This is a genomic window from Streptomyces sp. LS-MS-L19 (assembly GCF_058382285.1).
The window spans coordinates 6,840,883-6,854,642 of sequence record NZ_JBYCLL010000001.1 but is presented as its reverse complement, the minus strand read 5'-3'; the positions used below and the strand labels follow the sequence as shown (position 1 = coordinate 6,854,642).

Below are 13,760 nucleotides of genomic sequence, written 5' to 3'. Positions count from 1 at the left end.
CCTCTTTTTGCCAGCCCATGACCGACGGCTTGTTGGGGCTTTGCCCAGGTCAACTCGCTTTACATGCCTGCAATGTTCACCAGGTGGTTGCTTTTCAGCCAACATCACTTGAGGGTCATGACATGTACGCGCCTTGATGCCACGCTTCCTCACAACCGCCGCACAACTTCACAACCACCCCGGTGGGCAACCCCACGCCCTCCGGGCTCCCCCACGAAGGAGCTTGTGTGACCCCCCTCTACGCGCGTCACAAGCGCACCACCCTTGCCATCGCCACCGCTGTCGCGGCCGGAGCCCTGCTCACCACCGGCCTGACCACCGGCAGTGCCGCCGCCGTGACCCCGGCGGACGGCACCGGCAAGGCCCTCGCGGGCGCCCCGGTCCAGCTGACCGCGGCCGCGCGCACCTCCCTCATCAAGGAGCAGCAGGCCGACGCCGCGACCACGGCCCAGAAGATAGGTCTCGGCGCCAAGGAGAAGCTGGTCGTCAAGGACTTCGTCAGAGACGCCGACGGCACGGTCCACACCCGCTACGAGCGCACCTACGACGGCCTGCCCGTCCTCGGCGGCGACCTGGTCGTCCACGAGTCGAAGTCCGGGGCCACCGAGGGTGTCTCCAAGGCGACGAAGGCCACCATCAAGGTCGCCTCCCTGACCCCGAAGGTCAGCGTCGCCAAGGCCGAGACCCAGGCCCTGACCGCCGCCAAGGCCGCGGGCTCGGACAAGACCGCGGCCGACGGCGCGCGCAAGGTGATCTGGGCCGGCAACGGCACGCCGGTCCTCGCCTACGAGACGATCGTCGGCGGCTTCCAGGACGACGGCACCCCGAACCAGCTGCACGTCATCACCGACGCGGCCACCGGCAAGAAGCTCTACGAGTACCAGGGCATCGAGAACGCCACCGGTACCGGCAAGAGCCTGTACTCGGGCACGGTCAGCCTCAGCACCACGCTGTCCGGCTCGACGTACAACCTCACCGACGCCACGCGCGGCAACCACAAGACGTACAACAAGGCGCACGCCACCAGCTCCTCGGCCGGCACCCTGTTCACGGACGCCGACAACGTGTGGGGCACCGGCGCGGCCTCCAGCTCCACCACCGACCAGACCGCCGCCGTGGACGCCACCTACGGCGCGCAGGAGACCTGGGACTTCTACAAGGCGACCTTCGGCCGCAGCGGCATCAAGAACAACGGCGTCGGCGCCTACAGCCGCGTCCACTACGGCAACGCGTACGTCAACGCGTTCTGGGACGACAGCTGCTTCTGCATGACGTACGGCGACGGCGAGGGCAACGTCAACCCGCTGACCTCGCTGGACGTGGCCGGCCACGAGATGAGCCACGGCGTCACCTCGAACACCGCGGGCCTGAACTACTCGGGCGAGTCCGGTGGCCTGAACGAGGCGACCTCGGACATCTTCGGCACGGGTGTGGAGTTCTACGCCAACAACTCCAACGACGTCGGTGACTACCTCATCGGCGAGGAGATCGACATCAACGGCGACGGCACCCCGCTGCGCTACATGGACAAGCCCAGCAAGGACGGCGGCTCGGCGGACTCCTGGTCCTCCACCGTCGGCAACAAGGACGTGCACTACTCGTCCGGAGTCGCGAACCACTTCTTCTACCTGCTGTCCGAGGGCAGCGGCGCGAAGACGATCAACGGCGTGTCCTACAACTCGCCCACGTCCAACGGCTCCACGGTCACCGGCATCGGCCGGGACAAGGCGCTGCAGATCTGGTACAAGGCGCTGACGACGTACTTCACGTCGACGACCAACTACAAGGCGGCCCGCACGGGCACGCTGTCGGCGGCGTCGGCCCTGTACGGCTCCACCAGCACCGAGTACAAGGCGGTGGCCGCGGCCTGGTCGGCGGTCAACGTCAGCTAGTGCTCACGAGTAACTGACGGGCGGTACCCGGAACGAAGGCATTTCCGGGTACCGCCCTACTCTTGGGTCCCATGTCCTTCACGTACGACGACGTCGGCGCGACCCGGCGGAGCGGATTCTGCCCGCCCGGCTTCCACCCCCTGCACGTCCGCACGCGCATAGGCGAGGGCCACGACGTCTTCCGGAAGGCCTCAGAGGCGGTCCTGACCTGGGAGATGCACCGGGCCCTCGGCGTCGGCATCGACGCCAGCGCGGACCGGGCGGCCCCCGACGTGGACGTCACCGTCACCCTCGCCGGGGTCATCAAGGCCCCCTGCCGAGTGGTCTGGACGGTCGAGGAACACCGCCGCGCGGGCTGGGCCTACGGCACCCTGTCCGGCCACCCCGAGTGCGGCGAGGAGTCCTTCGTCGTCGACCGCACGGGCGACGGCACGGTATGGCTGACGGTGTCGGCCTTCAGCAAGGGCGCCAAGTGGTACTCCCGGGCGGGTGGTCCTGCGACCCGCGGACTCCAGCACGCCTACGCCCGCAAGTGCGGCACGGTCCTGCGGCGCCTCACCGGACCGCACGAGGACTAGTCACCCTTGACAAGAGCCACCTCCTCGTCGGTGAGCCGCGCGAAGCAGGCGTCTTCCGTTGCCATGATGGTGGACTGATTCAGGCGCCGCAGGCTGTTGTGCCGTGCGTTGATAGTCCACCCCTGCTTCTCGTAGGTGGCCATGAAGTAGGTGCCGCCCTTCCCGACCGGCACTTCCTTGTCCGCTGCGGCGCGCTCCCACCCTCGCTTCACAAGGCCGGAGAGCAGATCGTCCAGCGTGCCCCGGGCAGCGTCGGACGACCAGGGGACGATGCAGGGCGACAGCCGAGTGATGAGCTCGGCCGACCGTCGCGCATTCGTGCCGCTACTCGCTCCTCCGCCCTCGGGATATCCCGCTTCCGTCGTTCCCTCCGGCAGTCCGGCGGCGCCGATGGCCGCGTCGAGGTCCGCCTTCACCGTCTCCTGGTCGAAGGGCGCCGGGGACGTGGCCGACGCCGAGGCGGTAGGTGCGGCGTCGCTGCCGCATCCGGCGACGAGCGCCGTCCCCGCGGCGACGGCAGCTATCCGTACGGCTCTGCCAACGATGGTGGTACGCATCCGCTCTTCCCTCGATCTGAACGGTCGGTTCGGGATCTTCGCACGAACCTTCGACGTCTGCGAATTTGCCATGTGTTTGCCATGGGTTTGCCATGTACGCTGCATCCAAGCACGTCAGGGGTGGGGTGCGTCAGCAGGGTGCGTGCAGGGGGTTCGTTGTTCCAGCCATGGCGGTGTGTCCGCTTACAGACGCCCATCGAATAGGCCTTCTTCTTCCCATCGCGCTCTCGCGACCCGCGAGTGAGTCACTTCCACTTGGCCGTCACGGCCGCCTCGTCACCCTCGAATCGAACAAACGTTCCCTTTTTATGTTCAGATGGAGATCCAAATGAGACCGACCCGAGGGCGCACAGCGCGCTTGGCGGGTGCCGGAGTTGCGCTGGCACTGGCGCTGACCATGGCATCAGGGATGCCGCTCGCCGTCGGACGGGCAAGCGCCACGCTGTCGGAAGCCACGGGCCCGCCCCCCTCCGAGAAGGCACTCGCCGAGGCCGCGGCCACCGGTGATCGAGTGGAGGTGGTCGAAGAACGCACCGAGCGGGACACCGTCTTCGCCAACCCGGATGGCAGCACGCTCACTCTGGAGAAGTCCATCGTCCCTGTGCGGGTCGCCACAGAAGACGGTGGCTGGGTAAGGCCGGACGCGACGCTCGTGAAGCGGCCGGACGGATCAGTCGGACCCCGGGCCGCCGCCGTGGAGATGTCATTCTCCGGTGGTGGCTCCGGCGCTGATCTGGTGACCATCGGCGACGCGGGACGGTCGGTGTCGCTTGGCTGGCCCGGCATTCTGCCGGAGCCTCGTCTGGACGGCAGCCGAGCCGTGTACGAGGACGTCCGGCCGGACGTCAACCTCATCCTGACGGCGACTCCGGAGGGTTTCCGGCAGGTGCTTGAGGTCGAGACGTTGGAGGCCACCGCCGCACCTGGCCTGCGTGCCATCCAGTACGACCTGGATACCGACGGGCTCGAAGCACGTGCCGGCGCCGCCGGAAGCATGGAAGTCGTCGATGGCAACGGCCAGGTCGTTTTCCGCTCGCCAAGCGCCCGGATGTGGAACTCCGCCGGGGACACTGCCGACGGCGAGGGACTGTCGGCGCAGAGCGTCGGCCTGCGCCCCCTGGGCACGGCCCGGACCGCCGCCTCCCCCCTGGTCCCGGTGACCGGCCCCGGTGAGGAGGATCCCCTCGACGGCCCCGGCGCCGGTGACGAGTCCGCGCTGATGGACGTCGTCCTCGACGACGAATCCGTCCGCGTCGTCCCCGACGCCGGCCTTCTCACCGACACCACTCAGGCTGAACTCCCCCTCTACATCGACCCATCGGTGGAGCTGAACGAGTCCGAGCGCACGGTGCTGTCCTCCGACGGCGACGTCTTCTACAACTTTTCGGGCGGCACCAATGGCATGAGTGTCGGCAAGTGCGGCTCCGCCGTGATCGGCGGCACCACGTACTACTGCGGCAACGGCTATGTGAACCGCATGTACTTCGAATTCGCCCCGGACAAGCTGAAGGGCAAGCACGTCCTGGACGCCGAGTTCAACGTAACGGAGACCTGGTCGTTCTCCTGCGACGCCCGCTGGGTCGACCTGGAGCGCACCAACCCCATCTCCTCGTCCAGCAAGTGGCCCGGCCCGACCAAGCTGGACCAGATGGGCGACCGCAACGTCTCCGCCGGCCGCGGCTCCGCCTGTTCGCCGGCCCAGCCGGCCGCGCCCATCCGCTTCCACGACTACGCCGAGGAGCCGGACGAGAACCTCACCCCGACGGTCCGGTCCTTCGCGGCCGGATCGTTCCCTCGGTTGACCCTGATGCTCATGGCCAAGAGCGAGTCCGACACGGTCTCCTGGAAGCGCTTCGACGACGACGCCGTCCTCACGGTCGACTACGTCAGCAAGCCCGCCATCGCCACCGAGACCGGCGTCAAGGCCGGTGCCGGCCGGGTGTGCAGCAAGTCGGAGTCGTCGCCCAGCATCATCACGGACCCCAAGCCCGATCTGCTCGCCACCCCTGAGACGGCGGCCGGCGGGGAGTCCGGCGCCCGGTTGCGCATCTACTTCGACGTGGACGTGAAGAACGGCACCGCCTGGTCCGACGCGCCCGAGCCGACCACCTCCTCGCTGAAGCCGACCAGCGGATATGTGGCGTACAGCAGTACGTTGAAGGGATTCCCCGCGCAGACGAAGGACTGGGACAACCCCCTGGCCGACGGCAAATTGCACCGCTACCGGGCCTTCACCCACTCCCTCTACAACAGCGACAAGAGCTTTCTGTCCAGTTCGCAGAGCGACTGGTGCTACTTCACTGTGGACAGCAAGGCCCCACAGAAGCCGAGCATCACATCCTGGACCACCTACAGCGAATGCGTCACGGGGGGTTCCTGCGTCGCGGGCGGCGGCCCTGGCAAGCCCGGCACCGCGATGTTCGGTCCCGCCGCGGGCGAGACCAGCACCAACACCGGCTACCGGTACAAGCTCTCCTCCGACTCCGCCTGGTCTGCGTGGACGACCGGCGCCACCTACAGGGCAACGTTCACGCCACCGTCCTCCGGCACCTATCTGCTGCACGTCCAAGCCAAGTCGGCCGCGTATCCGCTGGGCGGCGACGAGCAGATCGTCCGGTTCCTCGTCAGCGAGGGACCCAAGCCGGTCGCCCACTGGAACTTCGACGAGACGAGCGGCGCGGTCGTCGACACCTCCACCACCGACAGCACCCTGCGCGACGACCTCGCCCTGTCCGTCGGCGCGGTCCGCACCCCCGACGGGCGCCGCGGCGAGATCGTCAAGCAGCCCCCCACCGAGACCACGGCAGCCGTCCTCGGCCCGGACCAGGCGCTGAAGTTGACGAACTCGGCATACGCCGCCACCACCGAGCCTGTCCTGCAGACTGCGGCCTCCTACACTGTCGCCGCATGGGTGCGGCTGGACGCGACGGGGCGCAACCTCACGGTGGCCGGTCAGGACGGCACGTACTACAGCCCCTTCTTCCTCGGCTACTGCGAGGACAGCAAGACCTGGTGCGTGCGCCTGGCCGACGCCGACCTCGCGTCCACCTCGCTGAGCAACCAGCGTGTCAACGCCAAGGACTCGGCGCAGACGGGTGTGTGGACCCACCTCGCCACTGTGGTCGACCACGACAAGAACGTCCTGTCGCTGTATGTGAACGGCCGCCTACAGGGCACCGACACCATCACCGGCAACTGGTCCGCGAACGGCGGTTTCCAGCTCGGCCGGGTCAAGTACAAGGGCGCCCACACTGACCCCTTCACCGGTGAGATCGACGAGGTGACGGTCTGGCAGACGGCTCAGTCCGACGTCCAGATCGCCACCGAGGCCCGGCTCACCGACGGCCCCGACGGCACCGGCCTGCCGCACCTGGAACTAGTGGCCGACCTGAATGCTTCCGGAGCGTCCGGGAGCACACTCCAGGACACCACCAGCAACTACGGCGCCACGCTCACCGTGGGCAGCGGTGCCCAGCTGGACGGCGAGTCCCTGGTCCTGAGCGGCACCGGCGGCGCCGAGTCCGCGTCACCGCTGGTCGACACCACCGGCTCCTTCACGGTGGCCGTGGAGGCGCTGGTCGACGGGGCGGCACTCAAGGACAAGCCGAACGGCTACCGCGCGCAGGTCCTCGGTCAGCGCACGGCCACCGGATCGTCCTGGGGGCTGTGGTTCGAGAAGACCGGCATCGATCCTCAGGGCCATGAGGTCCTGGACGAGAACGGCGACCCCGTCATCGACGACGCCACGGGCGAGCCGAAGTTCGAGAGCTGGGCGCTCGGCCGGTGGCACTTCGGCCTGCTGACCGCCGACGGCTCCGGAGCATCGGTGCAGAGCGACGACGCGGCCGTGCTCGGCACCGATGTTGAGCTCACCGGCGCGTACGACGCCCAGAACCGGACCGTCTCCCTCTTCCTCGTGGACCGGCAGGGCGAACCCACTCAGTACACGGCGTCGGCGAGCAGCGGCGGCGTGGCCGCCGGCAAGGGCTGGCTCAACAGCGCGTGGGGCAACCACGTGCCGGGTCGGATCAACCACATCCGAATGTGGGCGGGCGCGGTGCAGAGCGCCCACCACAAGACGGCAGTGGTCGGGGACTGACCCCCGCCCAACGTGACCGGTGACCGGGGCGCGGGCCGCGATCCCATGTCCGCGCCCCGTCCTTCCTCCACACCTTCCAGAAGAAAGCAGATCGTGTTCAGACCACGTTCGCGCAGAATCGGGCACCCGACCGGCCGTCGGCCGGTCGTCGGTGCCCTGCTCCTCGCGCTGTTCGCGACGCCGGTGCTGCCCTCGGGTGTCGCCGAGGCGGCCCGCCCGGGTGTCCCGGACTCCGCCGACACCAAGGTCAGCCGGGTCCACCCGGTCACCGGTCTCGGTGCCAAGAAGGCCCGGGAACGGGTCGCACGGGACAAGAAGGCCAACCAGCGCCTGATTACCCAGGCCCGCGCGGAGCGCCGCGTCGCCTGGCCCGAGCCCGGCACGGCACGCGACTCGCTCGCGACTCCAGCCACAGGCTCAGTCGTCGACGTCACTGCGGTCAAGTCCGGCAAGGGGCGCGCCTCCGGCGAAGCGTCCGTCCGGATCCTGAGCCGGAAGGCCACCCAGCAGGCCGGCATCACGGGCCTGCTGTTCACCGTGGGCACCCGGCGGCCCGGCGCAGCCCGACTGACCGTCGACTACAGCTCGTTCGCGTCCGCGGTCGGCGGCAACTGGGCCACCCGGCTGAGCCTGGTGAAGCTCCCGGCGTGTGCGCTCACCACCCCCGAGAAGCCGCGGTGCCGGACCACGATCCCTGTGGGCTCCGCCAACGACGTCGAGGGCCAGACGGTGACAGCCCGCACGACCGTCACGGCGAGCGTCGCCCCGACCGTGATGGCCCTGGCCGCAGAGTCGACGACCACGTCCTCGGCAGGTAGCGGTGACTTCGCCGCCACCCCCCTGTCGCCGTCGTCCACTTGGCAGGCCGGCGAGTCGTCCGGCTCGTTCACGTGGTCGTACCCGCTCACCGTGCCACCGGCGCCAGCCGGTCCGGTACCGCCGCTGGCGCTGGGATACGACTCCGGGTCCATCGACGGCCGTACCGCCAACACCAACAACCAGGGCTCGCTGGTCGGTGAGGGCTTCTCGATGACCGAGTCCTATGTCTCACGCCAGTACGGCGGTTGCGAGGACGACGGTCAGGTCGACAAGAACGACCTGTGCTGGAAGTTCGACAACGCCTCGCTCGTCCTCAACGGCGTCGCCAACGAGTTGGTCAAGGACGACACCTCCGGCAAGTGGCGGCTGAAGAACGACGACGCCTCCCAGGTCTTCCACGAGACCGGCGCCGACAACGACGACGACGGCGACACCGGTACGGACGGCAAGGGCGAGTACTGGCGGGTCGTCACCGGCGACGGCACCACGTACACGTTCGGCCTGAACAAGCTGCCCGGCGCAGGCACCGAGCGGACCAACTCCACCTGGGCCGTGCCCGTCTTCGGTGACGACAGCGGCGAGCCCGGCTACTCCTCGGGCACCGGCTTCTCGGGCCGTGCCAAGAACCAGGCGTGGCGCTGGAATCTTGACCTGGTGCAGGACGTGCACGGCAACGCGGCGACCTACTGGTACGCCAAGGAGACCAACCACTACGCCAAGAACGGCGATAAGACGTCGCTCGCGTCGTACGTCCGCGGCGGCCACCCGACCGAGATCCGCTACGGCCAGCGCGCCGACGCCTTGTTCACGGGTGTCACCTCCGCGAAGGTGACGTTCACGTACAAGGAGCGCTGCACGGCGTCCTCCTGCGACTCGCTCACCAAGGACACCGCCACCAACTGGCCGGACGTCCCCTACGACTCGATCTGCGCGTCCTCCGCGACCGACTGCCTCGCCGCGGGCCCGGCCTTCTTCACCCGTAAGCGGTTGACGGGCGTCGACACGCACTTCTGGTCCACGGCGGCCGAGCCGGACGCCTTCAAACCGGTGGACTCCTACGCGCTGGGCCAGGAGTTCTTCGACGGGCAGGACATCGGCAACAGCTCCGATCAGGTCCTCACCCTCACCTCGCTCAAGCGCACCGGCCAGAACGGCACCGCGATCGGCCTGCCGTCGGTCGGCTTCACCTACCAGCAACGGCACAACCGCGTCGAGGGCGGAATCCAGCCCGGCGGCGGCAACATCCTGCCGCTGACGCGGCCGCGTATCTCCACCATCACCTCGGAGACCGGTGCCGTCACGACAGTGGCGCTCTCCAACGAGGAGTGCGTGCGCGGCAGCAACATGCCGGCCGCGGCCGACAAGAACACCCTGTCCTGCTACCCGGTGTACTGGGCCATCAACGGCGGCGATCCCGCACTCGACTGGTTCCACAAGTACCGGGTCACCTCGGTCAACACCAGCGACCCCGCGGCCAAGAACCCGGCGGTCGAGTACAGCTACGACTACGCGTCCCCGGCCTGGCGCTACAACGACGACCCGTTCACCAAGGAGAAGGAACGCACTTGGTCCGAGTGGCGCGGCTACCAGAAGGTGACCGCCTACGCCGGTGAGGTGGGCGCCGTCCGCTCCAAGACGGTGAAACTGTTCATGCAGGGCATGCACGGTGACAAGCAGCTGGACGGCACCACCCGTGCCGCGAGTGTCGAGCCGATCCCGATGACGGGCGTCACCCTGTCCGCGGCGACCGACTCCGACCAGTACGCGGGCCAGCCGCGCCAGGAGATCACCTACGACGGCGGCACACCGATCTCGTTCAGCATCAACAACTTCTGGTCCAAGCAGACCGCCAGCCAGCAGAAGTCTTACGCGAACACCAAGGCGCACTATGTGCGCACGGCCCGCACCTACGAGCACACCTGGCTGACGGCCACTCAGAAGTGGCGGACCACCGCGGCGTCGTACACCTACGACGACACGTACGGCATGGTCACCCACAACGAGAACCACGGCGACTGGTCGGTGACCGGGGACGAGACCTGCACCCGCACCTGGTATGCGCGGAACGACGCCAAGGGCCTGACCTCGCTGGTCTCGCGCACCCGGACCGTGGCCAAGCGGTGCGCCGACACGGACGACAAGCTGTCGCTGCCGACGAACACCGACACCCGCGGTGACGTTCTCGCCGATGCCGCGACCGTGTACGACACTCCGGGCGCGACCGGCTGGAGCGCGGACCAGACGCCGACGCTCGGCCTGCCGACCTGGACGGGCCAGCCCAAGGGCTACCCGGCCGCGAGCGGCACGGCGGACCGCAACCCCGCCACCGGATCGTGGCAGACCGTCACCGCCACCACGTTCGACACCGCGACCGCCAAGCTCGGCCGGTCCCTGAAGGTGGCAGACGCCGCAGGCAACGAGACCAGCACTGCTTACTACCCGGCAGCAGGCGGCCCGGTGACCGGCGTGATCGTCACCTACCCGAAGTTGGCGTCGAACGGCCAGGCGCACAAGTCGTACACCTATGTCGACCCGGCACGGGGGACGGTCAGCTACACCCTGGACGCCAACCTCAAGCGCACCGAGCACTCCCGCGACGCCCTCGGAAGGCTCACGGCCACCTGGCTGCCGAACCGGTCTAAGTCCGGCGGTGACACGCCCAGCGCGAAGTACGACTACGGCATCAGTCAGACCAAACCGTCCTGGAACTCGGTCGCCCGGCTGAAGGCCGACGGGACCACCTATCGCGCCTCGTACTCCCTGTACGACTCGCTGCTGCGGCCCATCCAGACCCAGACCCCGGCAGCGGCCGGCGGTGGCCGGGTCCTCAGCGACACCCGGTACGATTCCCGCGGTCTGGCCGTCACCACGCAGAACGACGCCTACGACAGCACCACCGCTCCCAACAGCAGTTACACGGGGGTCGAGTACGCGCAGTCGCCCAAGCAGAACGACACCGTGTACGACGGCGCGGGACGCGCGGTGAAGACCACGCTGTCCACCTGGGGCGTCAAGAAGTGGGACACCACAACGAGCTACACCGGCGACTCGACGGCGACCACCGCGCTGGAGGGCGGCACCGCCTCCCGGGTAATCACCGATGTGTTGGGCCGGACAAAGGAGACCCGCACCTACGCGGGCCCGGACTCGAGCGACACCGAGTTCGGTGCCGCCCAGGGCACCTCTTACACCAAGGTCGGCTTCACCTACACCCCGGACGGCAAGCAGAAGACCGTCACTGGTCCGGACGGATCCGTATGGTCGTACACCTACGACCTCTACGGCCGCCAGGCCACCGCGACCGACCCCGACAAGGGCACCACGACAACCAAGTACACGGCCCTTGACCAGATCGACAACACCAAGGATCAGAAGGGCCAGCTCCTCTACTACGGCTACGACGAACTCGGCCGCAAGACCGGTCTGTGGCACACCAGTCGCACCGACGCCAACAAGCTCGCCGCCTGGACCTTCGACAGCCTGTTGAAGGGCTACGCCGACCAGTCCGTCCGTTATGAGAACGGCGTCAACCAGAGCAACAGCAAGGCGTACGCCAAGACGGTCACCGCCTACGACAGCCTGAGCCGGCCCACCGGAACCACGCTGACCCTGCCGGACAGCGACGCGCTGGTCACCTCGGGCGCTGTCCTGCCGACCACCAGCTACGGTACGGCGTACCGTCTCGACGGCACCGTCAACAACACCAAGGAGCCGGCGGCCGGCGGTCTGGCCGCGGAGACGGTCGAGACCCTGTACAACGACGCAGGGCTGCCGACCCAGCAGTCCGGCATCAGCGGCTACCTCCTCGGCGTCGACTACTCCGCGCTCGGCCAGGTCCACCAGTACCAGCTCGGCACCTCAGCCTCCGCCAAGCGCGTCTTCATCTCCCATACCTACGAGGCAGGCACTGGCCGGCTGCTCACCTCGTCCACCGATGACCAGACCCGAGGCCCGATCCAGGACCTCGAGTACCGCTATGACCAGGTGGGCAACGTCACCGGCATCTATGACCGTGCCGACACCGGCATCGGCGCCGACCTGCAGTGTTTCGCCTACGACGGCCAGAAGCGGCTGACCGAGTCGTGGACGCCCAAGACCGCCGACTGCTCCACCGCGGGCCGGACGGTCGCCAACCTCGGGGGGGCGGCGCCGTACTGGACGAGCTACAGCTACACGGCATCGGGGCAGCGGGCAACCGAGACCCGCAACGCGGCCGTGCCCACCCCGGTCAAGACGACTTACTGCTACGACTCGGCCCGTAAGCACGCCCTGAAGTCGACCACGACCACCGCCACCTGTGACCCGGCGGCCGCCCAGTACACCTATGACTCCCTGGGCAACGCCGAGACCCGTGCCGAGTCGGTCGGCTCCACGAACCGACAGTCCTTGCTGTGGAACCAGGAGGGCCGACTCGGCAAGGTCACCGAAGGCACCACCGCCACCGACTATCTGTACGACGCCGACGGCACTCTCCTCATCCGCCGTGACAACGCGGCGGACGGCGAGACCGTGCTGTACCTCGGAGCCACCGAAGTACATCTCAAGGGTGGCAAGAAGTGGGCCAACCGCTATTACACGGTGGGTGGTGCCACCATCGCGGTGCGAAGCAACGTGAGCGGTACCGAAAAGCTCCAGTACCTCTCGGGTGACCACCACGGCACCAGCACGGTCACGGTCGGTAGTGACAGCGCGCAGGCTCTGAGCAAGCGGTACACCACGCCGTTCGGCACCGGGCGGGGCGCCGGGGCCGGCCCCTGGCCGGATGACAAGGGATTCCTCGGAAAGAGCGTCGACAGTGGCACGGGACTGACCCAGATCGGCGCCCGCCAGTACGACGCCTCCACGGGCCAGTTCCTCAGCGTCGATCCACTGCTGATGCCGGACCAGCACCAGTCGCTGAACGGCTACAGCTACGCCAACAACAACCCCACCACCCTCAGCGACCCGTCCGGGCTCGGCGTACCCGAGTGCCACACCGGGGAGATCTCCTGCACCGGAGGAATCCCGGACACCGCGGAGGAGCGCAAGGCCAAGGGATGGAAGCCCAAGGGCAACAGCACCTCCGGAACCGCCTACGTCTACAAGGACGGCAGGTCGGGTAAGGCGGCACCCGGGGACCCTCGCTTCAACCGTTATCTGGAGCAGCTCCTGTTCGCCAACGCCGAGATCGCGGCGAAGCTGCGCAAGGAGCGAGTGAATCAGATACTCGACGGAAAGTGGGATCTCACCAACTACTACGAAGAGGCGATCGAGGACATCGAGGAAAGCACGTGCCACCGCGGAGCGCGGGACGGATGCGGGGCGTACAACCTCGCCAAGGACCTCATGGAGATGATGGGCCCTGACCGCGACGAGGCCGAGGAGATCATGGAACGGATCGACGAGTCCTGGAAGCGGAAGAACTCGAAGTCCGGCGCGAGCGATTTCGGTTTCGACGACGACGATGAATTCCAGATCGCCCTCACTCTCGCCATCCACGGCCACGAGGTGATGTCCAGAAATGACGACCAGGCACCCCCGCACGCCGGTGATGCCTGGGTCGATGACATGCGAGCCGACTTCAAGTCGCTGAAGAGCGACAAAATGACTCGTATGCGGGACGCGCTGCGGGATTCGGAGAAGAAGCAGAAGACCGATCTCGTGGTCATCGACACCCGTAGGAGCGGCACGAGCGAGGACGACGCCCGTGAGGCGATCCGGCAGTTCAACAAGCCAGGACGGGTCATGCAACGAGTGATCGTCTTCGGCCGGGACTACATGCTGGACGAGGAAATCGGCTAGCCCTCGGCTCGAACATCACCACGCGGGTGCCCGG

At 67.9% G+C, this 13,760-nt stretch carries 5 protein-coding genes; 4 read left to right on the top strand and 1 reads right to left on the bottom strand.

Features of this window, described 5'->3' with window-relative positions; all coding sequences use genetic code 11:
- Window positions 1-227: 227 nt before the first annotated feature.
- Window positions 228-1,892: a M4 family metallopeptidase gene (locus AC2XR2_RS30760; RefSeq protein WP_491516828.1), complete on the top strand. Its 1,665-nt coding sequence runs from the start codon at window positions 228-230 to the stop codon at window positions 1,890-1,892.
- A gap of 71 nt (window positions 1,893-1,963) precedes the next feature.
- The gene (locus AC2XR2_RS30755; RefSeq protein WP_491516827.1) at window positions 1,964-2,470 is read left to right on the top strand and encodes a DUF1990 domain-containing protein; all 507 of its coding nucleotides are present in this window, start codon (window positions 1,964-1,966) and stop codon (window positions 2,468-2,470) included.
- Here the strand turns inward: AC2XR2_RS30755 and AC2XR2_RS30750 are convergent.
- A complete protein-coding gene (locus tag AC2XR2_RS30750) occupies window positions 2,467-3,027 on the bottom strand; it encodes a hypothetical protein (protein ID WP_491516826.1) in 561 nt (186 codons plus the stop codon). The genes AC2XR2_RS30755 and AC2XR2_RS30750 overlap by 4 nt on opposite strands.
- 328 nt (window positions 3,028-3,355) lie before the next feature.
- On the opposite strand from AC2XR2_RS30750, the gene AC2XR2_RS30745 reads away from it, so the two are divergent.
- Complete coding sequence (locus AC2XR2_RS30745) at window positions 3,356-7,126, top strand: LamG-like jellyroll fold domain-containing protein (RefSeq protein WP_491516825.1); 3,771 nt, start codon at window positions 3,356-3,358, stop codon at window positions 7,124-7,126.
- 93 nt (window positions 7,127-7,219) lie between these two features.
- On the top strand, window positions 7,220-13,726 hold the full coding sequence (locus AC2XR2_RS30740; RefSeq protein WP_491516824.1) for an RHS repeat-associated core domain-containing protein: 6,507 nt from the start codon (window positions 7,220-7,222) through the stop codon (window positions 13,724-13,726).
- Window positions 13,727-13,760: the final 34 nt, after the last annotated feature.